The sequence below is a fragment of the Caulobacter sp. AVps16 genome (assembly GCF_058681455.1).
This window is the reverse complement of sequence record NZ_CM178739.1, coordinates 2,633,300-2,653,485: the sequence shown is the minus strand read 5'-3', so window position 1 is coordinate 2,653,485 and position 20,186 is coordinate 2,633,300. Positions and strand designations below refer to the sequence as shown.

Annotated in this window: 23 protein-coding genes; 16 read left to right on the top strand and 7 right to left on the bottom strand. The window is 65.6% G+C overall.

Annotated features, from left to right (window positions below; all coding sequences use genetic code 11):
- Nucleotides 1–7 precede the first annotated feature (7 nt).
- Genes ACW17U_RS12735 through ACW17U_RS12725 form a run of 3 tightly spaced genes read left to right on the top strand, consistent with a single transcriptional unit; the run spans nt 8 to nt 2,064 of the window.
- Nucleotides 8–1,027, top strand: coding sequence for a methionine ABC transporter ATP-binding protein (locus ACW17U_RS12735; protein ID WP_492052858.1), 1,020 nt, complete (start codon nt 8–10; stop codon nt 1,025–1,027).
- Complete coding sequence (locus ACW17U_RS12730; protein ID WP_492052857.1) at nt 1,024–1,683, top strand: methionine ABC transporter permease; 660 nt, start codon at nt 1,024–1,026, stop codon at nt 1,681–1,683. Before ACW17U_RS12735 ends, ACW17U_RS12730 begins: the two co-directional genes overlap by 4 nt.
- A 9-nt stretch (nt 1,684–1,692) precedes the next feature.
- The gene (locus ACW17U_RS12725; protein ID WP_492052855.1) at nt 1,693–2,064 is read left to right on the top strand and encodes a hypothetical protein; all 372 of its coding nucleotides are present in this window, start codon (nt 1,693–1,695) and stop codon (nt 2,062–2,064) included.
- Here ACW17U_RS12725 and ACW17U_RS12720 read toward each other — a convergent pair.
- Nucleotides 2,061–2,309: a hypothetical protein gene (locus tag ACW17U_RS12720; protein ID WP_166504136.1), complete on the bottom strand. Its 249-nt coding sequence runs from the start codon at nt 2,307–2,309 to the stop codon at nt 2,061–2,063. The two genes, ACW17U_RS12725 and ACW17U_RS12720, sit on opposite strands and share 4 nt — an antisense overlap.
- 31 nt (nt 2,310–2,340) lie before the next feature.
- Nucleotides 2,341–2,820, bottom strand: a complete 480-nt coding sequence (locus ACW17U_RS12715) for a DUF805 domain-containing protein (protein WP_492052854.1) — start codon at nt 2,818–2,820, stop codon at nt 2,341–2,343.
- A gap of 154 nt (nt 2,821–2,974) precedes the next feature.
- On the opposite strand from ACW17U_RS12715, the gene ACW17U_RS12710 reads away from it, so the two are divergent.
- The 7 genes from ACW17U_RS12710 (at nt 2,975) to ACW17U_RS12680 (ending at nt 10,520) form a co-directional block, all read left to right on the top strand.
- Nucleotides 2,975–3,784 carry a MetQ/NlpA family ABC transporter substrate-binding protein gene (locus tag ACW17U_RS12710; RefSeq protein ID WP_492052852.1) on the top strand — a complete coding sequence of 270 codons (810 nt, stop codon included), beginning with the start codon at nt 2,975–2,977 and terminating at the stop codon, nt 3,782–3,784.
- Between the two features lie 153 nt (nt 3,785–3,937).
- The gene (locus ACW17U_RS12705; protein WP_492052850.1) at nt 3,938–4,084 is read left to right on the top strand and encodes a hypothetical protein; all 147 of its coding nucleotides are present in this window, start codon (nt 3,938–3,940) and stop codon (nt 4,082–4,084) included.
- A gap of 112 nt (nt 4,085–4,196) precedes the next feature.
- A complete protein-coding gene (locus ACW17U_RS12700) occupies nt 4,197–4,889 on the top strand; it encodes a GntR family transcriptional regulator (RefSeq protein ID WP_062144692.1) in 693 nt (230 codons plus the stop codon).
- Nucleotides 4,890–5,064: 175 nt separating this feature from the next.
- On the top strand, nt 5,065–7,467 hold the full coding sequence (locus tag ACW17U_RS12695; RefSeq protein WP_492052848.1) for a TonB-dependent siderophore receptor: 2,403 nt from the start codon (nt 5,065–5,067) through the stop codon (nt 7,465–7,467).
- A 2-nt stretch (nt 7,468–7,469) separates the two neighbouring features.
- Entirely contained in the window at nt 7,470–8,774 is a 1,305-nt protein-coding gene (locus ACW17U_RS12690) for an MFS transporter (RefSeq protein WP_492052846.1), read from the top strand.
- Between the two features lie 43 nt (nt 8,775–8,817).
- Complete coding sequence (locus ACW17U_RS12685) at nt 8,818–9,882, top strand: LLM class flavin-dependent oxidoreductase (RefSeq protein ID WP_492052845.1); 1,065 nt, start codon at nt 8,818–8,820, stop codon at nt 9,880–9,882.
- Complete coding sequence (locus ACW17U_RS12680) at nt 9,879–10,520, top strand: cysteine hydrolase family protein (RefSeq protein ID WP_062144702.1); 642 nt, start codon at nt 9,879–9,881, stop codon at nt 10,518–10,520. Before ACW17U_RS12685 ends, ACW17U_RS12680 begins: the two co-directional genes overlap by 4 nt.
- 66 nt (nt 10,521–10,586) lie before the next feature.
- Here ACW17U_RS12680 and ACW17U_RS12675 read toward each other — a convergent pair whose 3' ends face one another.
- Nucleotides 10,587–11,282: a TorF family putative porin gene (locus ACW17U_RS12675; protein ID WP_492052844.1), complete on the bottom strand. Its 696-nt coding sequence runs from the start codon at nt 11,280–11,282 to the stop codon at nt 10,587–10,589.
- A 265-nt stretch (nt 11,283–11,547) separates the two neighbouring features.
- Nucleotides 11,548–12,375, bottom strand: a complete 828-nt coding sequence (locus ACW17U_RS12670; protein WP_492052842.1) for an SDR family NAD(P)-dependent oxidoreductase — start codon at nt 12,373–12,375, stop codon at nt 11,548–11,550.
- Nucleotides 12,376–12,443: 68 nt separating this feature from the next.
- On the opposite strand from ACW17U_RS12670, the gene queF reads away from it, so the two are divergent.
- Nucleotides 12,444–12,899 carry a preQ(1) synthase gene (queF, locus tag ACW17U_RS12665; protein WP_492052841.1) on the top strand — a complete coding sequence of 152 codons (456 nt, stop codon included), beginning with the start codon at nt 12,444–12,446 and terminating at the stop codon, nt 12,897–12,899.
- 17 nt (nt 12,900–12,916) lie between these two features.
- Here the strand turns inward: queF and ACW17U_RS12660 are convergent, their stop codons facing one another.
- Nucleotides 12,917–13,534 (bottom strand): nitroreductase family protein, encoded by a 618-nt coding sequence (locus tag ACW17U_RS12660; RefSeq protein ID WP_062144713.1) that lies wholly within the window; start codon nt 13,532–13,534, stop codon nt 12,917–12,919.
- Between the two features lie 73 nt (nt 13,535–13,607).
- Between ACW17U_RS12660 and ACW17U_RS12655 the strand changes: the two genes are divergently transcribed.
- The 5 genes from ACW17U_RS12655 (at nt 13,608) to ACW17U_RS12635 (ending at nt 17,000) form a co-directional block, all read left to right on the top strand.
- Nucleotides 13,608–14,231 (top strand): NUDIX domain-containing protein, encoded by a 624-nt coding sequence (locus ACW17U_RS12655; RefSeq protein WP_492052839.1) that lies wholly within the window; start codon nt 13,608–13,610, stop codon nt 14,229–14,231.
- A gap of 93 nt (nt 14,232–14,324) precedes the next feature.
- On the top strand, nt 14,325–15,155 hold the full coding sequence (cysE, locus tag ACW17U_RS12650; RefSeq protein ID WP_492052838.1) for a serine O-acetyltransferase: 831 nt from the start codon (nt 14,325–14,327) through the stop codon (nt 15,153–15,155).
- On the top strand, nt 15,156–15,950 hold the full coding sequence (locus ACW17U_RS12645; protein ID WP_492052836.1) for a glutaminyl-peptide cyclotransferase: 795 nt from the start codon (nt 15,156–15,158) through the stop codon (nt 15,948–15,950).
- Nucleotides 15,951–16,058: 108 nt separating this feature from the next.
- Entirely contained in the window at nt 16,059–16,265 is a 207-nt protein-coding gene (locus tag ACW17U_RS12640; protein ID WP_062144725.1) for a DUF3126 family protein, read from the top strand.
- 51 nt (nt 16,266–16,316) lie between these two features.
- Nucleotides 16,317–17,000, top strand: coding sequence for a GNAT family N-acetyltransferase (locus ACW17U_RS12635; RefSeq protein ID WP_492052834.1), 684 nt, complete (start codon nt 16,317–16,319; stop codon nt 16,998–17,000).
- Nucleotides 17,001–17,025: 25 nt separating this feature from the next.
- On the opposite strand, the gene ACW17U_RS12630 is transcribed toward ACW17U_RS12635, so the two are convergent.
- Nucleotides 17,026–19,011: an OPT family oligopeptide transporter gene (locus ACW17U_RS12630; protein ID WP_492052832.1), complete on the bottom strand. Its 1,986-nt coding sequence runs from the start codon at nt 19,009–19,011 to the stop codon at nt 17,026–17,028.
- 88 nt (nt 19,012–19,099) lie between these two features.
- On the bottom strand, nt 19,100–19,903 hold the full coding sequence (locus tag ACW17U_RS12625; protein ID WP_166504138.1) for a PhoH family protein: 804 nt from the start codon (nt 19,901–19,903) through the stop codon (nt 19,100–19,102).
- Between the last annotated feature and the right edge of the window lie 283 nt (nt 19,904–20,186).

Sequence of the window (20,186 nt, the reverse complement as noted above, 5' to 3'; positions counted from 1 at the left end):
CTCAGACGTGATCGCCTTTGAGGCCGTTTCCAAGACCTATGCCGCCCAGGGACCGGCCAAGACGGGCGGTCACGCCGCCCTGACCGGGGTCTCGCTGTCGGTGAAGGCCGGTGAGGTGTTCGGCGTGATCGGGGCCTCCGGCGCCGGCAAGTCGACCCTGATCCGGCTGATCAATGGTCTGGAACTCCCCAGCGGGGGGCGGGTTGTGGTGGATGGTGACGACGTCGCCGCGCTCGGGGTCGAGGGGCTTCGCAGCCTGCGCCGCCGGGTCGGCATGATCTTCCAGCACTTCAACCTGCTGTCGGGCCGGACCGTGGCGCAGAACGTCGCCTTTCCCCTGAAACTGGCTGGCCGTCCGGCCGGCGAGGTCAAGGCGCGGACGGCCGAGCTGCTGGCCCGGGTCGGTCTTTCCGACCAGGCCCAGAAGTATCCGGCCCAGCTCTCGGGCGGCCAGAAGCAAAGGGTCGGGATCGCCCGGGCCCTGGCCACGGGACCCAAGATCCTGCTCTGCGACGAGGCGACCAGTGCGCTCGACCCCGAAACGACCGAGCAGATCCTCGACCTGATCTCGGGCCTCAATCGCGAGCTGGGCCTGACCATCGTTCTGATCACCCACGAGATGGACGTGGTCCGCCGCGTCTGCGACCGGGTGGCGGTGCTGGAAGCCGGGCAGGTGGTCGAGAGTGGACCGGTCGAGGATGTCTTCCTGCATCCGGTCAGCGCCACGGCCCGGCGCTTCGTCCGGGAAGCCGACGGAGAGCCGGCTGCGGGGGCCATGCTGGCGGGGCGGGTGGTGCGCCTGACCTTCCGGGGCGAAGCGACCTACAGGCCGGTGCTGGGCGAGGTGGCCCGGGCGACGGGGGTCGACTATTCAATCCTCGGCGGGCGGATCCACCGTCTGCGGGAAACGCCCTATGGCCAGTTGACCCTGACCCTGACCGGCGGTGACGTCGAGGCCGCCATCGCCCGCTTCCAGGCCGCAGGCGTACGGGTTGATCCTGTTCTGAGCCAGGGGGCTGATCAATGACCGCATCGAACATCGACTGGTCCGAGATCGGGCAGGCGACCTTCGATACCCTGACCATGCTGGGGGGCTCGATGGTGCTCACCGTGCTGTTGGGCCTGCCCCTGGGGGTGATCCTGTTCCTGACCGGCAAGGGACAGATGCTGGAGAACCGCCTGGCCAACAGCCTGCTGTCCCTGATGGTCAATATCCTGCGGTCCGTCCCGTTCGTGATCCTGCTGATCGTGATGATCCCGCTGACCGTGCTTCTGGTCGGCACCTCCCTGGGGGTCCAGGGCGCGATCCCGCCCCTGGTGGCCGGGGCGGCACCGTTTTTCGCCCGTCTGGTCGAGACCGCCCTGCGCGAGGTCGACAAGGGGGTGATCGAGGCCAGCTTCGCCATGGGGGCCAAGCGCCGGCAGGTGGTGCTGGGGGCCTTGCTCCCGGAGGCCATGCCCGGGATCATCGCCGCAGCCACGGTCACCGCCATCGCCCTGGTGTCCTACACCGCCATGGCCGGCGTGGTCGGGGCCGGGGGGCTGGGCGACCTGGCCATCCGCTTTGGCTACCAGCGCTTCCAGACCGATGTGATGGTGGTGACGGTCGTGTTGCTGCTGGTGCTGGTCCAGTGTCTGCAAATGGTCGGCGACACGGTGGTGCGACGGGTGTCACATCGCTAGAAGGCGGGCATGACCGAAGAAGCGAAGATCTTCACCGCCCCGCCGCGCGAGCACTGGGATCCTGACCTTGCCCACTCTCTGATCGGCAAGACCCTGATGCTGGGCCTGACCTTTCTCGATGACGAGGGAGAGGTCCTTGAGCGACAGCAGTTCTTCGGGGTGGTGATCGAGGCCAATGACCAGACGGGCATAGCCTTGGACCTGCTGGGTGAGCAGGATGGTGACATCTACACTCTGCCGCCCCAGACCTCCGCGATCATCCCGACTCCGCAGGGCGTGACCACCCTGTCCGGCGAGACCCCGGACTTTGTCGTCAACTGGTTCATTCACGGCGCGCCGGATGAGGCCGAGTCCGAGTCCGAGTCCGATTCCGAAGCCTAGGCCTGGTCGAACGGAAACGGCAGCCGTCCGGCCTTGAACAGGATCTCGGGGTTTTCGTCATAGTCGCCCAGCTCGACATCGGCTGAGGCGGCAAAGGCGACGACACCCTCCCGGAGCGGGGCCAGGCGTTCGGCCTTGCGCAGCGCCTCGGCGGCGTCCTTGCAGCCGATCTGCTGCTCGGCCTTCAGGCCCTTGCCGCGCCCGGCGACATAGGCTTGCACGATATAGACGGTTTCCTTGGCCATCCCCACTCAGGCGGCCTGTTCGGCGGCGGGGTCAAGGGACATCCTTGCGGGCTGCTTCAGCCTTCGATTTTCCTGGCCAACGAAATCGCTCAGGCATGTATCCAAAGCGATTCTGACAGGGATCGCCTTTGGTAAGGCCAAGCCAGACGGTGAAAGCAAACTGCACCAAGACACTTCCGCCGGTCGCCACATAAAACCAACGCCAGCCCGACTTGGTGGCCTGGTTGGATTCTCCGACTAGAAGTGGACCCACTTCATCACCAGCGAAGTAAAACGCCAATACAATGGGTCCAAAGGATAGCGCCAAAGCGGCGACACCCCACCAAGCGGTCCTATCGATGTCATGTAAACGGCGTGCATAGACGTACTGCCAAATGCCTAGAATACCGAGGCCCGGTCCAGGCCGGTTGAAAACATAGACACTGATCAAGTGGGCGAAGACGAGAAAGGTAACAGAAAGCCAGTACTCGGGACGTCCCGACCGGTCGCTCCAGCTGTTCCAGAATCGCATGCGACACCTCCCTCTCAGTGCCCGTTTTAGTTGTATTGAGGACGGAGTCAACGAACGGGGTGGTGTACTGTCGCCTCGATCAGGAAAACTGATTTCGCTGCATCGCGGAAACCGGGCAAAACCCGACTTGGTCTATCGCCTTCTGGAGCCGTTCATGGTCGCTCGCCGCGCTATCGTCGCCCTCAGCCTCGCCGCCCTGGCCTTGTCCGCCTGCGGTCAGAAGCCCGACGCTTCGTCGAGCGCCAGCGACACTCTCACCGTTGCGGCCACGGCCATTCCGCATGCCGAGGTGCTGGAGTTCATCAAGCCCAAGCTCGCCGAGCAGGGCCTGAAGATCGAGATCAAGGTCTTCAACGACTACGTCCAGCCCAATACCCAGGTGGCCGAGAAGCGCATCGACGTCAGCTATTTCCAGACGCTTCCGTACCTGGAGACGTTCAACAAGGACCGGGGCACCAATCTGATCGCGATCAAGGGCGTGCATATCGAGCCGATCGGGGCCTATTCGGCCCGGTTCAAGTCGATCGCAGACCTGCCCCAGGGCGCGACCGTGGCCCTCCCCAACGATGCCAGCACCGAGGGCCGGGCCCTGCTGCTGCTGTCACGCAACAATGTCATTACCCTGAAGGATCCAGCCAATCCGCTCGCGAGCCTGAAGGATATCGCCGCCAATCCGAAGGGCCTGAAGTTCAAGGAACTGGAGGGCGCGACCCTGCCGCGGGTGCTGAACCAGGTGGATCTGGCGATCATCAACACCAACTATGCCCTCGACGCCAAGCTGAACCCGTCCAAGGACGCTCTGCTGATCGAGGACAGCAAGAGCCCCTATGTGAACTACCTGGTCGGCCGTCCGGACAACAAGGACGATCCCCGGGTTCAGAAGCTGGCGGCGGCATTGACCACACCGGAGGTCGCTGCGTTCATGGCTCGCAAGTATGAGGGCGCGGTGGTCCCGGCGTTCTGATCGAAGACGAGCGCGAGCCTCGCCTGCCGCATACCCATTTTGGGCAGAAAATCCTTGCAACGCCAAGGGCCTGTGGCACCACTGCATCCTGGCTGAGCTGGGCGATTCTGCGTGCATTGGCCACGATCGGACACAGAGCCGATGGGGACTGGCATGGGCGAGGTGATCTTCCGGAAAACGGCGAGACCTGTTCCGGGCGGTCGACTGGCGATGGCCAGCCGTCGTTGGGGACTGGCCGCCCTGATCACCAGCCTGCTCTGGCTCGCCCTGGTCGAACTGGTTCTGATCCTGCTGGATTGATCCGCCTGGCCCGCGCTGGCCCTAGTCTATCCTGACATTTCAGACTACCTATCAGGCTTCATGCTGAGGGAGGCTTGCCGTGTCCATACCCGCCCAGGACGCTCGGTCGCGGATGCTGGTGCTCGACGTCTGCTCGTCATCGGGTCTGGAAGACTGGTCGCCGGACCTGCAGAAAGCCAAGGTCTATGAGCGGATCCTGCTGGACCTGATCCTGGGCGAGCTGGCCCCCGGTGCCCGACTGGACGAACAGTCCTTGGCGGCACGCTATGAGGCTGGACTGGCGGGTGTGCGCGATGCCCTGGGCCGGCTGGCCCTGGAGGGGCTGGTGATCCGTCGCGCCCGTTCGGGCACCCTGGTCGCGCCGCTGGACCTGGTGGAACTGCGTCAGGGCTATGAAGCCCGGGCCCTGATCGAACCCCATTGCGCGGGGCTGGCGGCCCGCCATGCCTCAAAGGCCGAGGCCCAGGCGATCCTCGACGCCTTCGAGGGCGGAGAAGAGGCGGCACGCAACCGTGACCTGCCGCTGCTGGTGGCGATGGATCAGCGGTTCCATGCCGCTGTGGCCCGCGCCAGCCAGAACCTGTCCCTGGCCCGCATCCTAATCCCCTTGCAGCACAAGGCGGCGCGCTTCTGGGTGTTTTCGTTCAATGGCGCGACCGAAGCCGAGTTGCTGGCGGATATCGAACAGCATCGCGATGTCGCCCGGGTCATTGCCCGCAAGGACGTCGAAGGCGCGCGGGCGGCCATGATGCGGGTCCTGAACGTCACGCCCGAGGCCGTGCAGCGGCCCTCCGTAGACGCCTGATCCACCGCCTTGATCCAGAACAAATGATGCCCGGAAAGGTGAGGCGTTCCGGCAACAGGCGTTCAAAATTCAAACTGAAATGTTAGAAGGCGTTTTGACCGACGTCGCGTAATTCCCAAAAGGTACCGGTCGTCGCCTGGAACGTCCCTCCAGAACGGGACTGGAGCCGCCTGTCATGTCTTTCCGCCGCCTGTTGCTGTCGGTCACGGCCTTCACCCTGCTGGCAGGACCCGTCGCTCATGCCGAAGCCCAGGCGGACGCCCGGGGTGCAGACGCGGTCGACACGGTCCTGGTCCTGGCCCGCGATAAGGCTGGCCTGCTCGAGAAGCAGCCGTCCGACACGGTGTTCGGCATCGACAAGCCCCTGATCGAGACCCCGCGCTCGGCCAGCCTGGTCAGCGATCTGACCCTGGAGCGCTTCGGCGTCGAGACGCTGGATGGCCTGAGTGCTGTGTCGCCGGGCACTCACACGGCCAGCTTCTATGGCGTTCCCGGATCGCTCAACATCCGTGGCACCCTGGCGGAGAACTATTTCCGCGGTTTCAAGCGGGTCGAGAACCGCGGCACCTATTCCACCCCGATCGGTGGCGCGGCCCGGATCGAGGTCCTGCGCGGACCGCCCACCCCGGTCTATGGCTCTGGCAAGGTGGGAGGCCTGGTCAATTTCATCCCCAAGTCGGCGCGGAACGAGGGGCGTTTTCTGGCCCAGGCCGAGGGTGAATTCACCGCCACCTTCGGCAGCTACAACAAGAAGCTCGTCACCGGCCAGTTCGGGGCACCGGTCAGCCTGGGCGCAGCCGAGGGCGGGGTTTATGTCTATGGCGAGGCGGAGGACAGCCACAGCTATTACCGGGGTCTCTATCCGCGCCGGCACCTGATCGAGGCCTCGGCCGATTTCGATCTGGGTCAGGGCTGGAGCACCGCCTTTGGCGGCATGGGCTTCCAGTCAGACGGCGACGTCCAGACCCCGGGCTGGAACCGCCTGACCCAGGAGCTGGTGGATAATCGGCTTTACATCACCGGCCGCGACACCAGCCTTAAGGACAGCGACGGCAACGGCCGCCTGACCCCCAACGAGGTCGGCTACTATCCCTATGCCAGCGCGCTCTACATTCCCTATTACGGCTTCGGGAGCAGTGATCCCGTCCATACGCTCGATACGGGCGTCGGCAAGACCACGCTGAACCGCCGGACGGTCTATATCAGCCCCGCCGACTTCTCGAAGACCACGACCGGCACCCTGTACTTCGATCTGGCCAAGGATCTGGGCGCTGACCGGTCCCTGAAGCTGCAGCTGTTCCATGACCGTCAGGACAATGAGCGGTTCGTCTCCTACGGCTATCCGTCGGCCATCGACGCCAGGGTCAGCGAAGCGCGCCTGACCCTGGCCCTGCCGACGACGGTCGCCCGGATCAGCGGCCAGACCCTGGTCGGCGCTTCGCATCGCAGCTTTGAAGGCCGGCGTCGCGAAAGCTTCAACAGCGGCCTGATTGCCCTCGATCGCCGCGATCTCGCCTTCGGCGCCACGGCAACCGACACCATCGACAGTCCCTTCACGGACGAGCCGGGCGGCGTGGGTCTGCGCTGGGAGAACGACAACCGGTCCGAGTGGACACAGTCGGGTATCTTCTTCACCTCTGACCTTGAGGCCGGGCGCTGGAACCTGATCGTGGGCGGCCGCTATGACCGCTACGAGGTCGAGAGCCAGGATACAGGCTTCCTCAGCTATACGGTCACCGGACGGCAGTCCGCCGGGCGCAACAAGGCCACCTGGAACGCCAGCCTGACCTACAAGACCGCCCTGGGGCTGATGCCCTATGCCAGCTATGCCAAGGCTTCGGCGCTGGAGATGAGCCAGGCCGGTGATATCGCTCCATCCCTGGTGCGCGACGGGTCCTGGCTTTCCAATTCCGACCTGGCCGAGGCCGGGGTGAAGTTCCAGCTGCTCGACGGAACCCTGGTCGGCTCCCTGGCGGCCTACCGCCAGAACCGCACCCAGTTGACCAACAGCTCGCCTCCGACCGTGCAGGGCACGCGCGCCAAGGGCGTCGAGCTTGAGCTCCGCTGGCTCGCGTCCGAACAGCTCAGCTTCACCCTCGCGGGCAACAGTCAGCGGACCACCATGAAGGGTCCAGATCGCTCGTTCCAGTATATCCCGGCCTATACCGCCGGGGTGCCTGGCCCCAGCGCCTATGGCGGGTCCTATGTGGTCTGGAGCTTTGCCAGCCTGCCGGGCCGGGGCGGCGACTATGCCTATACGCTGGTCCCCAAGTCCGTGGTCAGCCTCTATGGAGCCTATACCAGCAAGGGCTATGACTGGGGGCAGGCGGGGGCGACCCTGGGCGTGTCCCATGTCAGCCAGACGGCCGGAACGGTGCAGAATGCGGTGCGCTATCCAGCCTATTCCGTGGTCAACGGGTCGGCCTATGTGACGCGTGGCCCTTACACGGCCCAGTTCAATGTCGATAACCTGTTCGACACCTTCTATTTCACCCCGGATGCCGACACCTATGCCAATCTGGGCGCGCTGCCCGGCAAGGGCCGCGAATGGCGCGTGACCCTCAAGCGGACCTTCTGATCTTGGCCCTACCCGACCTGCGCCGCGTTTCGCTGCTGGCAGGCTTCAGCCTGCTGCTGTTCCTGATCACCGCCGCGACCTACGGGTCGCTGGGCGTGGTGCTGCCGGGAATGATCCGCGAACTCGGGTGGAGCTTCGAGCAGGCCTTTCTCGGTTTTTCCGTCCTCGGCCTGTTCACGGGAGCCTCGTCCTGGCTGCCGGCGATCCTGATCCGCCGGATCGGCGTTCGGACGACGCTGCTTCTGGGTTCGGCGATCCTCGGACTTGGCCTCCTGGGCTTTGCGGGCTCGGCGAGCATTGCCCGCTACTATGCCGGAGCGGCGCTGTGCGGCATCGGCTTTCAGATGGCGGCCCTGATCCCGGGCACCCATGTCCTGTCGGCCCTCTACCGCCGGCGGGCCCTGCCGTTCGGGATCTATTTCACCTTCGGCTCCCTGGGCGGCGTGGCGGGCCCCTGGATGGCGCTGGCGGTCCTGAACGGCGCCGACAATGACTGGCGGCTCTACTGGCTGGTTCAGGCCAGCCTGGCTGTGGTGATCGGGGGACTCTGTGCGGCGCTGGTCGGCGGGTCGAAATGGCTGGCCGAGGCCGCTCATGACGTCGATGCCGAGGTCGAGGCTGAGGCGCGGGAAACCCCGGCCGGTGCCAGGGTCTATCGCACAGCCCACGAATGGAGCGTGAAAGCTGCGCTGCGGACGCCGCAATTCTATGTCCTGGTCGCCGCCTATTTCACCCACCTGCTGGCCGGTGTGACGGTGGCCAGTGTCTCCGTCAGCCACATTGGCGAAGTCGGAGTCGCTGCCGGCCTGTCCGCGGCCGCTGCCGCTGCCATAGGGGCCAAGATGCTGAGTCTGGAGTCGCTGATGCAGACCGCGGCGCGGCTGGGTGGCGGCTTCATCGGTGACCGGATCGATCCCAAATGGCTGCTGGTCGGCGCGCAGGGCATGTTGGTGATCGGTTTGCTGGCCCTGGCCTCGGCCACCAGCACACCCCTGATGCTGCTCTATGCGATCGGCACCGGGGTCGGCTTTGGCCTGACCGTTCTGGCGGTCACGGTCCTGCTGCTGAACTATTATGGCCGCCGCAACAATCTGGAACTCTTCTCCCTGACCTGTCTGGTCGGGGCCGTGTCGGCGGCCGGCCCGTTCATTGCCGGGGCCATGCGCGATCGTCTGGGCGGCTTTGCCCCGACCTTTCAGCTCTTCGCCGCCGTGATCGCCGTGGTCTTTGTCGCCGCCCTGTTCATGCGTCCGCCCGCGGCACCGGAGGATGCATGTAGCGGCCCGGATGGGGCGGAGCAGGGGTGAAGATCGGCCGTTTGCCTCGGCGGTGCTCGTGGTAGGACAGGACATGAACTGGCCCTCGCCCCACCATAAGGATTTTGGCGTCTTCCTGCCTGTAGCCAATGGCGGCTGGATCGTGTCGTCGACGACGCCGCCGCTTGACGGACTCTATCCGCAGAACCGCGCCGCTGCCGTTCTGGCCGACGAGATCGGGCTCGATTTCATCATGTCCATGGCCAAGTTCCGCGGTTTCGGCGGGGCGACAGATCACTGGGGCACGGTGCTGGAATCGGTGACCCTGATGGCCGGGCTGGCCGAGGCCACGCGCAAGGTCAGGATCTGGGCCACCCTGCACCCCCTGCTGCAGAACCCCGCCGTGGCAGCCAAGATGATTGCGACCCTCGACCACATCAGTGGAGGACGCGTCGGGCTCAACATCGTCGCCGGGGCCTACCGCGAGGAATTCGCCCAGATGAGCGCCTGGGACGAAAAGCTGGATCATGATGACCGCTATGCCCTGGCCGAGGAATGGACCCATGTGGTCAAGCGTCTCTGGCGCGAAGACCGGGTCAGCCATCATGGTCGCTTCTTCAATCTCGACGATTGCCAGTCGGACCCCAAGCCCCTGTCGCGGCCCAGACCAGACCTGATCTGCGCCGGCAGTTCCGCCCGTGGCTTTGCCTTCGCCGTAGCGGAGGCCGACGCCTGTTTCATCGGCGGAGCCAGTACTGCGGATCGCCGCGCGGCGAGCCGTCGGGCCAAGACCATGGCGGAGGGGCTGGGCAAGTCGATCCGCACCTATGCCATGTGCACGGTCGTCCATGCTGAAACCGACGCCGCGGCCCAGGCCCTGGCCCGGGTCTATGCCGATGGCCTGGATCTGGATGCGGTCAAGGCCATGCTGCGCAGCTGGGGTGCGCCGGCCGACAGGCTGGATGCGGCGGCCCATCAGCAAGGGGCGTTCATGACCGAGACCGTGGTCGGCTCACCGGCCACCTGTGGTGACAGGATCGCCAGCTTTGTCGAGGACTGCGAACTGGACGGGTTGATGCTGATCTTTCCGGACTATGTCGCGGGCCTGACGATGTTTGGCGCCGAGATCCTCCCGGACCTGAGGCAGCGTTTTTCATGACCTGGGTGCCGCTGGAACCAGGCTGGGTTGCGGCGGAGCGAACGGCGCTGCTGATCGTCGACATGCAGGTCGACTTTGCGGCACCGGAAGGGGTCATTGGACGTCTGGGCGTCGATCTTTCCACCATCGGCCCGGCGCTCGCGGCCGCTGAGCGGCTGGTCGAGGCTGCGCGCGCGGCCAAGGTGCCCGTGATCTTTGTGGGCCTGTCGACGACGCCGGCCAGCGATTCTCCGGCGTGGCGCGAGCGGATGGCGCGCCGGGGCGGCAATCCCGACATCGAGAGTGACCTGTGCCGGGCCGGTCATGCGGGCTCCGACTTCTATGGTCCCCAGCCAGCCCCTGGCGAGCTGGTGATCGAGAAAACCCGGTACAGCGCTTTTCACGGCACCGGTCTTGGCCAGCGTTTGCGAAAGGCGGGTGTGGACACTCTGGTCCTGTGCGGCCTGACCACAGAGTGCTGCGTCGACTGTTCGGCGCGTGACGCCTTCCATCAGGACTTTCACGTTTTTGTGCCGACTGATGCCTGTGCGGCCTATGAACCCGATATCCATGAGGCGGCGCTCAAGGTCATGGGCCTGAACTTTGCGATCCTGACGGACGCGGACGCCGTCATTGCCAGCTGGTCCGGCGTGGCCTGATCCACGAAAAAGCCGCCCCGGTTGCCCGGGGCGGCCCATTCCATCGTCAGAGACTTTGGAAAAATCTTAGAACGCAGCCTTGAGGCTGAACGCCACGCGCTCGTCGAAGATCGAGCCGAGCGAGTTCACGCCGGTGTCCGAGTAACGGATGTCAGCGGTCAGGTTCGGGGTGATGGCGTAGGCGAGGCCAACATTCCAGGTGGCGTAGTCGGTGCCGAACTCGATTTCCTGCTGGCCGAGGGCGCCCGTGAGGGTCAGCTTTTCGGCCAGGGGCAGCGAGGCGTTGACTTCATAATAGAAGGCCTTGCCAGCTTCGAGCGGGAATTCCGGCGAGTAGAACATGGTGACGCCGACGGTTGCCGGGCCGAGCGGACGCGAAGCGGCGGCCTTCAGTTCGAGGTAGCTGAACTGGCCGGGGGTGGCACCCTTGTCGTCGACATAGCCGTAATAGACCAGACCGAAGTCCAGGGCGGTGTCGCCCACGGTCGGCTTCACGCCGGCATAGATGTCGATTTCAGCGGTCGGATCGTCAGTGCCGAAGTCAACGTTCGAGGCCCAGACGCCAGCATAGCCGATGCCGTAGGTGGCATCGACGCCACCGAAGATTTGCGGATCTTCCTGGGTGTTGCTCACGCCGCGGAACACGTAGTCGCTGGCGACGCCAACATTGTAGGAAAGCTTCAGGGTGTCTTGCGCCATGGCGGCGCCGCTCAGGGCAACGGTGGCGGCGGCCGAGGCCAGCGCGATCTTAAAGATGTTCATTGGTCTATCCCCTTCTCTGTGTCGTCTCCCCGGAGCTCGCCCCGAGTGCGACGGCGCCTGCAAGCGCACTATGTCGACGACCAATTAGTCGCTGACTTGCCCGTTGTTGCAATCACAGTGCGCAAAGCGCCAGCACGAACGGCCCGGTTCGCCTAAAGTTTGAACCAAGTGTGACGAATTTGCTGCAGAATGAACGGCCTGGGCCACAGTGAAGGGTTAAGGCTTGATTGACCTTTACCCGTGGCTTTGGCGCCGCGCCCGGACACTAGCGCATGGAGAGACTCGCGCCGCCAAGATGCAGGCCGGCGTCCACCAGCAGGGTTTCGCCGGTGACGTGCCGCGAGGCGGGGGCGGCCAGGAAGACGGCGGCCCCGGCCACATCCTCGGCGGTTGAGGCCACCTTGAGCGGCGTAGCGGCTGCGGCACCCGATCTCAGACGGTCCACCCGGTCGGCGTCCATGGCCTTGCCAAACCAAGGCGTGTCAATGAAGCCGGGGCAGATGGCGTTGACGCGGATGCGGGGCGCGAGGGCCCGCGCCAGGGACAGGGTCATGGTCGTCATCGCCCCCTTGGAGGCGGCATAGGGCACGGATGAGCCGTTTCCGACCACGCCCGCGATCGATGACGTGTTGACCACGGCACCCGGCTGCGGCGCGGCTTCAAGCAGGGAGCGTGCCGCGCGGACCATCTGGAAGGCCCCCACGACATTGACGCTGTAAAGCCGCAGGAAGTCCTCGGCATCGACGGCATCCAGGTCGGCATGGTTCGGCGCGAACTTGGTCACGCCGGCATTGTTGAACAGCGCATCGATCCGGCCGGTCGAATCGGCAGCCTGGGCGATCCGGCGGCAGTCGGCGTCCTGGGCCACATCGCCCCGGACCAAGACCGCCCGGGAGCCTTCAGCCTCGATCAACCGCGCGGTGGCCTCGGCATCCTCGGCATTGTTGGCAAAATTGACCACGACCAGGCCGGCCCCGCGTCGGGCGGTTTCCACGGCTATGGCCCGGCCAAGCCCGGTAGAGGCCCCGGTGACCACCACTGTGAAACCGTCGAAATCCCGTCCCGTCATGGTGCCTCTCCCGTGTTCGAACATCTGTTTGGCAATGTGTAGCGACAGGAGGCCGACTTGTCTCCGGGGACGGACGGGCCTAAATCGCGGCCATGACAGACCTCAACGTCACTCAGCTCGGCCAGATGGTCGAAGCACCGGTCAGCCCCGATGCCGCCATCCTCGAGCGCGTGCCCAATCCGCAATCCGACGTGCTCTATCTGGCGCGCTTCGTGGCACCGGAGTTCACCTCGCTGTGTCCGGTGACCAGCCAGCCGGATTTCGCCCACCTGGTCATCGACTATGCCCCGGGTGACTGGCTGATCGAGAGCAAGTCCCTGAAGCTCTACCTGACCAGCTTCCGCAACCACGGCTCTTTCCACGAGGACTGCACGGTCAAGGTCGCTCGCAAGATCGTCGAGATCGCCGAGCCGCGCTGGTTGCGCATCGGTGGCTACTGGTATCCGCGTGGCGGCATTCCGATCGACGTGTTCTGGCAGACGGGCCCGGCCCCGGAGGGGCTGTGGGTGCCCGACCAAGGCGTGGCCCCCTATCGCGGTCGGGGCTAGAAGGCGGGGCTAACCCTTCAGTCCGGGTGCCATTCCGTCGTGATCGCCGCCACATCCGGCCTTGGCCGTTCCTGGGGCGCTTCGGTGGACGTGCCCAGATAGACAAAGCCCGCCACCTTCTCGTCAGGTGCTATGCCGAGCATAGCCAGGGCGCGGGTATCATAGCTGTACCAGTCGGTGATCCAGTTGGCGCCCCAGCCCAGGGCCGCGGCGCCGAGCAGCATCTGATGGCAGACGGCCGAGGCACTCTGACGCTGCTCCCATTCCGGAATCTCGCCGGGGATGTGGCGTGAGATCACCGCCACGCAGACCGGCGGACGGGTCAGCTTGCGCAGGGCGGCCGTCGCCTTGACCGGATTGGCCTGACTGGCGGCGAGGGGGGTGATCCGTTCAGCGAAGACGTCCTTGGCCGCGCCGCGCAGGATCAGGAACCGCCAGGGCGCGAGCTTGCCGTGGTCGGGCACCCGAGCGGCCAGTCGCAACAGGTCCTGAAGCTGGTTCTCGTTAGGGCCCGGGGCGGTCAGGGTCATGGCCGAGGCCGACCGGCGACGGGCCAGGAAGGCCACAACCTCGGGCGAGGCCTCGATCGGCAGGGCATCGCCAAAGGCCGGAGCGGCGGGAACGGAACCGGTCAAGACGATCTCCTCAAACCGTTGTACTGGACCCTAACTATGGCCGAGCCCCGGTCGCCACAAGCCGCGAGCCCCGATGAGCGACAGTTCTGACCCCGCAAAGCCCGTCTGGCTCAGATCCCATGGCAAACCCTGGGGCGTCACCAGCCAGAAGGTCATTTACGACAATCCCTGGATCAATGTGACGGAGTACCAGGCCGTAGCGCCCACAGGCCGGGCGGCGCTCTATGGCAAGGTCAGTTTCAAGAACCAGGCGATCGGTATTGTGCCCCTGCACGAGGATGGCACAGTCACCCTGGTGGGCCAGAACCGCTTCGCCCTGGCCAATTACAGCTGGGAACTGCCCGAAGGCGGCGCGCCCCTGGGTGAGGAGCCGCTCGACGGTGCCAAGCGCGAACTGGCCGAGGAGGTCGGGCTGCAGGCGGCTGACTGGCGCCAGATCCTGAAACTGGAACTGTCCAACTCGGTGACCGATGAGGTCGGCATCGGCTTTCTGGCCATGGACCTTTCGCCGGCCGACACCGACCCGGATGAGACCGAGGACCTGGCGGTCGCCCGGGTGCCGTTTTCTGAAGCGCTTGATGCAGCGGTCGCCGGCCACATGCCCGACTCCCTCACCGTGGCGCTCCTGCTTCGGGTGCACCATATGGCGGTCAGGGGTGAGCTGCCGCGCGATCTCGCCCGACTTGTGCTAGGCTGACCAGGCCGGGTGAGAGGGCTTGCCGTCCCGCAAAATGGCTAGTGCGTTTTTAAAAAGAATGTTCTAGTTCCGGCAGGCAATGGGAGAGCCCCGATGGCCAAGCGCCTTGAAGTCGTCACCGAGCAGTCGACGCCACCCGTCTGGGCGGCGCTGCGCAACCAGGCCGAACATGCCGCCAAGGCCGAGCCGGCCCTGGCGTCACTGCTGAATGCGGTGATCCTCAGCCACGACAATCTGGCCGATGCCCTGACCTTCCAGTTGGCCCGCAAGCTGGGCGACCAGGAGATGCGGGCCATGACGGCGCGCGAGTTCGCTGCGGAAGCCTTCCACTCGGACCCGGCCCTGGTGATCGCGGCCGAAGCCGACCTGATGGCCGTGTTCGAGCGCGATCCGGCCTGCAAGGGCTATGTCCAGCCCTTCCTGTTCTTCAAGGGCTTCCTGGCCCTGCAGACCCACCGCGTGTCTCACTGGCTGTGGAGCCAGGGCCGCGAGACCCTGGCCTTCTATCTGCAGAGCCGGTCCAGTGAGGTCTTCCAGGTCGATATCAATCCGGCCGCCCGGATCGGCCAGGGGATCTTTATCGACCATGGCACCGGCATCGTCATTGGCGAGACGGCGGTGGTCGGCGACGACGTTTCGATGCTGCACGGCGTGACCCTGGGCGGCACCGGTGCCGATCGTGGCGACCGTCACCCCAAGATCGGCCGCGGCGTACTGCTGGGGGCCGGCGCCAAGGTCCTGGGCAATATCAGCGTCGGCGACTTTGCCAAGGTGGCCTCGGGCTCGGTCGTGCTCAAGCCAGTTCCCCCGCACTGCACTGCTGCCGGGGTTCCGGCTCGCATCGTCAACTGCCCGACCTGCGAGGAGCCGGCCAAGTCGATGGACCAGACCCTGTCCGAGGCCGTTTACGACTACGTGATCTGAGTGCGCACTATCGTCTGGAAAGGCCTGTGGCTCGCCGCCCTGCTGTCCGTCGGCAGTCTTGCTCCGGTCCAGGCCGAAGAGGCCCGAACCGACGGTTACACCGTGGTGAAGACCTATCCGCATGACCCGCGGGCCTTCACCCAGGGTCTGCTGTGGCGTGACGGCTTTCTCTACGAGAGCACCGGCCTGCACGGGCGGTCCTCGGTCCGCAAGGTGACGCTGGAGACCGGCGTGCCCGAGCAGGAACGCCTGATCGACAGCCGCCATTTCGGCGAAGGCCTGGTCGACTGGAAGGATCGGCTGATCAACCTGACCTGGCAGGACCAGATGGGGTTCATCTTCGATCTCAACAGCTTCGAGCGGGTCGGGGAGTTTTCCTATCCGGGCGAGGGCTGGGGTCTGACCCGCGACCAGACGCGGATCATCATGAGTGACGGCTCTTCGGCCCTGCGGTTTCTCGATCCAGAGACTCTGGCGGAGACCGGTCGCATCCAGGTCACCGACGACGGCAAACCTGTGGATAACCTGAACGAGCTGGAATGGGTGAAGGGGGAGGTGCTGGCCAATGTCTGGCAGACCGACCGCATCGCCCGCATTGACCCGGCGACCGGCAAGGTGAAGGGCTGGATCGATCTGACCGGACTGCTCAGCGCCGCCGACCAGGCCGGAGGCCACGTCGATGTGCTGAACGGCATTGCCTATGACGCAGCGACCGACCGCCTGTTCGTGACGGGAAAGCTCTGGCCCAAGCTATTCGAGATCCGGTTGCGCCCGAATGCCAACCGGGCCCCTTAAGCCGCCGATCCGCCGTGAACTGACGCAAGCGGCTTGCGACTCCGGCGCGGAACGCTAGGTTCGCGTCGATACGCGCCACGGCGCCCAACGAGAAAACAGGAGCTCCCCGTGGACGCTGCATCCATCGAAAAGATCGAAAAGCACCTGAAGCGCACCTTCGGTAACCCGCACATCGCCGTGAAGGCGCGTCCGAAGCAGAAGGATTCCGCCGAGGTCGAAGTGGCTGGCGAGTTCATCGGCGTGGTCTTCCAGGACGAGGACGAGGACGGCTCGTTCATGTTCGAAATGGCGATCCTGGCCGAAGACCTCGACTAAGCCATCAGGTGTCGCGCCCGGGCCCTGGCCCCGGCGCGACGCCAGACCACCATGAGCTTTCATCCTCTCGACAGGCCCGTCCTGTCCGCCTTCACCGGTCGGCAGGCGGAGCTCGCGATCCTTAGGGGCGGTGCCCTGAGGCTTCATCCCGACTTTGGCCTGTTCGCCACGACGGTCGATGACACGCCGCAAGCCCTCGCCGATCTCGGCACACTGGTCGCCGACCATGGCGACACCGGCCTGGTCGAACGGCATGTGCCGCCGCCGGTGCCAGGCACCCGGGTCGTCTCCAGCGCCCTGTGCCTGCAGATGACCGCCCAGACGGTCGTGCCGGCGTGGGCCACAGACTTCGAGATCCTCAATCTGTCCGACGCCGACGCGGCCGAGATGCTGGCCCTAGCGACCCTGACCAAGCCGGGGCCCTTCTTCGCGCGCACCCACCAGATGGGCCGCTTCGTCGGTGTAAGGCTTGCGGGCAAGCTCGTCGCCATGGCCGGCGAGCGCATGCGGCCTGACGGCTACACCGAGGCCAGCGGCGTCTGTGTCCACCCCGATCATCGCGGCCAGGGCTATGCTGCCCGGCTGTTGCAGGAGGTCACGGCCCGCATTCTGGCCCGCGGCGAACGGGCCTTTCTGCACAGCTATGCCGACAACACCACGGCCATAAGGCTCTACGAGTCCCTGGGCTATCGCGGACGGGCCGAGGTGATCTTCACGATCCTGACGCGGGCCTGAAGCGCGCGTCAGGATCCTTTCAGGCTCAGGCCTCGGCTGTCCTGGCCGCCGCCTTGCGGGCCCAGCGGTAGAGGCTGAACACCGAAATCGCCGCGGCGATCAGGGCCAGGATCATGCCGATGTGCTCGGTCGGGGCGAAGGGCACCGCCAGGGGCTCGCCCTTGTTGGTGGCCACGATCAGGCCGGCCAGGGCGACATTGAACAGGCTCTCACCGACGATGAAGCCCGAGGCGACCAGGACGCCCAGCCGCTTGGCCGGTTCGGCGGTCTTGTCCCTGGCCACGACCTTTTCATAGATCCAGCCGGCCAGGGCACCGACCACCACCGGAGCGGTGACGGAGCTGGGCAGATAGATCGCCAGGCCCACGCCCAGGGGCGGCAGGCTGAACCGGCCGGTGCTGGACTTGCGCAGGACCGCATCGACCATGACCAGTCCGGCTCCGATCAGGGCACCGATTCCCAGCAGACCCCAGTTCAGGTCGCCGCCCAGCACGCCCTTGGCCAGGGTCGAGATCAGGGTCGCCTGGGGGGCTGCCAGGGGGTCATTGGCGATGGCGTGGAGATTGGGCGCGCCGGCGAAACCGTTCGAGCGGTTCAGCAGTTCGAGCACGAACGGAATGACGATCGACCCGGCCATGACGCCGATCACCAGGGCGACCTGCTGCTTCCACGGGGTGGCGTCGACCAACTGGCCGGTCTTGAGGTCCTGAAGATTGTCATTGGCGACCACGGCGACGGCCAGGACGACGGTCGTCACATAGAGGGCGAAGGCGACCAGGGCCTTGGTCACGTCGGGTCCGATCATGCCGCGGCCCACGGCCCCGACCATCAGCGAGGCCCCCAGCACCGTCAGGATGGCGATGCCCGAGACCGGGCTGTTCGACGATCCGATCAGGCCGGCCATATAGCCGCAGACGGCGGCGGCCAGCATGCCGGCGAACACGACATAGCCGATGCCGATGGCGACGAGGGGCGTGGACAGGCTTTCGATCGGGCCTCCGACCAGGAACTGGGCCAGGAACCAGCCGGCAGGGGCCAGCATCAGCAGGGCGACGAGGCCGACGATGCTGATCGGGATGTCCTGTTCGGAGCGCGGGATGGCCGCGCCGCCGGCCTTGCGGACCTTGCCGGCCTCGAGGGCGGAGGTCAGGCCGCTCCAGATCGGGGCGGCCAGCTTGCCGAGGGTCCAGATGGCCGCTGCGCCGATCACGCCGGCACCCATGAAGCGGACTTCGGTCTTCCAGACGGTCAGAGCGTGCTTGGCGGCATCGGCACCGTCCATCGGATGCAGGCTGGTCATGATCGGGACCAGGATGACCCAGGCGATGGCGAGGCCGGCGAACATGGCGATACCGACTGTGATACCCATCAGATGCCCGGCCCCCATCAGGGCCAGGGAGCTGGACGCGCCGATGCCGGTCGCGCCGGCCCCGGCCTTGAAATAGGCCGAGACCTCGGCGGCAAAGATCTTGGCGGCAGCGAGGGCGGCGAACAGGGCCGAGGCGATGGTGCCTGCGGCGACCGCCAGCAGGCCGGCTTGCCCCTCCGCAGCCCCTTCACGCGATCCGGTGCCGACCTTCAGCACCTCGGCGGCGGCGACGCCCTCGGGATAGGGCAGGTCGGAATTGGTCACCAGGGCCCGGCGCAGCGGGATCGTGTACATGACGCCCAGGATGCCGCCGACGGCGCAGGCCCCGAAGGTTGGCAGGAACGGCACCTCGGCCCACCAGCCGATCATCAGCAGGCCGGGCAGGACGAAGATCACCGACGACAGGGTGCCCGCCGCCGAGGCGATGGTCTGGACAATGTTGTTTTCCTGGATCGTGCCGGTTCTGAACAGCCGCAGCAGGGCCATCGAGATCACCGCCGCCGGGATCGAGGTCGCGAAGGTCAGGCCCACCTTGAGGCCCAGATAGACCTGGGCGGCGGTGAAGACGAGGGTGATCGCGATCCCGAGCAGGACGCCGCGAACGGTAAACTCCGAACGAGGCGTGGTGGCGGCGTCGGCCATGGGGGGATCCTGAAATCGTTAAGGCGGCCGGACCTTGCACGCCCGACCGCCTCCAACTCAAGCCCCTGATGGGCCACCTGTGGCAGAATTAGAGAACGCCGAGCATCTCCGCGACCAGGGGGTGGCGAACGATGTCACGGTCGGCGAGGCGAACCACGCCGATATTCTCCAGGGCGTCGAACTTGGCGGCCACGTCGGCCAGACCCGAAATGCCGGGCAGCAGGTCGGACTGGTTCGGGTCGCCGGTCACCACCATGGTCGAGTTCCAGCCCAGGCGGGTCAGCAGCATTTTCAGCTGCATGTAGGTGCAGTTCTGGGCTTCATCGATGACCACGAAGGCGTTGTTCAGGGTGCGGCCGCGCATGAAGCCGACCGGGGCGATCTCGATGGAGCCGTCGGCCATCAGGGCCCGCATGCGCCGGCTCGACAGGCGGTCGGTCAGGGCGTCATAGAGGGGGCGCAGATAGGGGGCGAGCTTGTCCTCCATGTCGCCGGGCAGATAGCCGATCGACTCGCCGGCCTCGACGGCGGGACGCGACAGGACGATGCGGGCGACCGAGCCGGCTTCCAGCGCCTCGACGGCCTTGGCGATGGCGATATAGGTCTTGCCGGTGCCTGCAGGGCCCAGGGCCATCACCAGGTTCTTCTTGTCGATGGCCTCCATCAGTTCGGCCTGGCCGGGAGATTTGGGCTTGATGGTTTTCAGGTAGCTCTGGTCTCGATCCGGATTTCGCGAGGCTCCGTCATGCCCAAGGGGCGACCAGCTGTTTCCGCGCTCGCGAATATCGACCGGCAACCGGCGCACTTTTGCGTCGTCACCATAGTGGCCGCTCTCGGTCGCGCCTTCGCGCGCCATACGCTTCAGGGCTCGCTTGGTCATGTAAGCCTCCATTCAGGCATTAAAAAAGGACGAGGCCGTGTGGCGTCGTCCTTGGCGGTGGGGAGGAGATGAACGGAGACGCGTGCGCAACGCGGCGGCTCGGCGCTGGACCGAGAAGGCGGTGGTTCCGAGGAACGCCTGAACGCCAAGAGCGACACCCTGTTCTCCGTTGTCGGGAGCCGGGGGCGAACATCGTCCCCGGTGGGAATCGAAGTGATTTCTCCCTTCGAATCGCCCGACTAGAATGATGCTAACGTGGTTTCTCAGATGTTAATCAAGCGACGATTTCAAGAAA

Excerpts from the sequence above, each read along its gene's own strand:
- ACW17U_RS12730 (WP_492052857.1), top strand. The coding sequence starts at position 1,024 with ATGACCGCATCGAACATCGACTGGTCCGAGATCGGGCAGGCGACCTTC.
- ACW17U_RS12725 (WP_492052855.1), top strand. The coding sequence starts at position 1,693 with ATGACCGAAGAAGCGAAGATCTTCACCGCCCCGCCGCGCGAGCACTGG.
- ACW17U_RS12720 (WP_166504136.1), bottom strand. The coding sequence starts at position 2,309 with ATGGCCAAGGAAACCGTCTATATCGTGCAAGCCTATGTCGCCGGGCGC.
- ACW17U_RS12715 (WP_492052854.1), bottom strand. The coding sequence starts at position 2,820 with ATGCGATTCTGGAACAGCTGGAGCGACCGGTCGGGACGTCCCGAGTAC.
- ACW17U_RS12710 (WP_492052852.1), top strand. The coding sequence starts at position 2,975 with ATGGTCGCTCGCCGCGCTATCGTCGCCCTCAGCCTCGCCGCCCTGGCC.
- ACW17U_RS12705 (WP_492052850.1), top strand. The coding sequence starts at position 3,938 with ATGGGCGAGGTGATCTTCCGGAAAACGGCGAGACCTGTTCCGGGCGGT.
- ACW17U_RS12700 (WP_062144692.1), top strand. The coding sequence starts at position 4,197 with ATGCTGGTGCTCGACGTCTGCTCGTCATCGGGTCTGGAAGACTGGTCG.
- ACW17U_RS12695 (WP_492052848.1), top strand. The coding sequence starts at position 5,065 with ATGTCTTTCCGCCGCCTGTTGCTGTCGGTCACGGCCTTCACCCTGCTG.
- ACW17U_RS12685 (WP_492052845.1), top strand. The coding sequence starts at position 8,818 with ATGAACTGGCCCTCGCCCCACCATAAGGATTTTGGCGTCTTCCTGCCT.
- ACW17U_RS12680 (WP_062144702.1), top strand. The coding sequence starts at position 9,879 with ATGACCTGGGTGCCGCTGGAACCAGGCTGGGTTGCGGCGGAGCGAACG.
- ACW17U_RS12675 (WP_492052844.1), bottom strand. The coding sequence starts at position 11,282 with ATGAACATCTTTAAGATCGCGCTGGCCTCGGCCGCCGCCACCGTTGCC.
- ACW17U_RS12670 (WP_492052842.1), bottom strand. The coding sequence starts at position 12,375 with ATGTTCGAACACGGGAGAGGCACCATGACGGGACGGGATTTCGACGGT.
- queF (WP_492052841.1), top strand. The coding sequence starts at position 12,444 with ATGACAGACCTCAACGTCACTCAGCTCGGCCAGATGGTCGAAGCACCG.
- ACW17U_RS12655 (WP_492052839.1), top strand. The coding sequence starts at position 13,608 with ATGAGCGACAGTTCTGACCCCGCAAAGCCCGTCTGGCTCAGATCCCAT.
- cysE (WP_492052838.1), top strand. The coding sequence starts at position 14,325 with ATGGCCAAGCGCCTTGAAGTCGTCACCGAGCAGTCGACGCCACCCGTC.
- ACW17U_RS12635 (WP_492052834.1), top strand. The coding sequence starts at position 16,317 with ATGAGCTTTCATCCTCTCGACAGGCCCGTCCTGTCCGCCTTCACCGGT.
- ACW17U_RS12630 (WP_492052832.1), bottom strand. The coding sequence starts at position 19,011 with ATGGCCGACGCCGCCACCACGCCTCGTTCGGAGTTTACCGTTCGCGGC.
- ACW17U_RS12625 (WP_166504138.1), bottom strand. The coding sequence starts at position 19,903 with ATGGAGGCTTACATGACCAAGCGAGCCCTGAAGCGTATGGCGCGCGAA.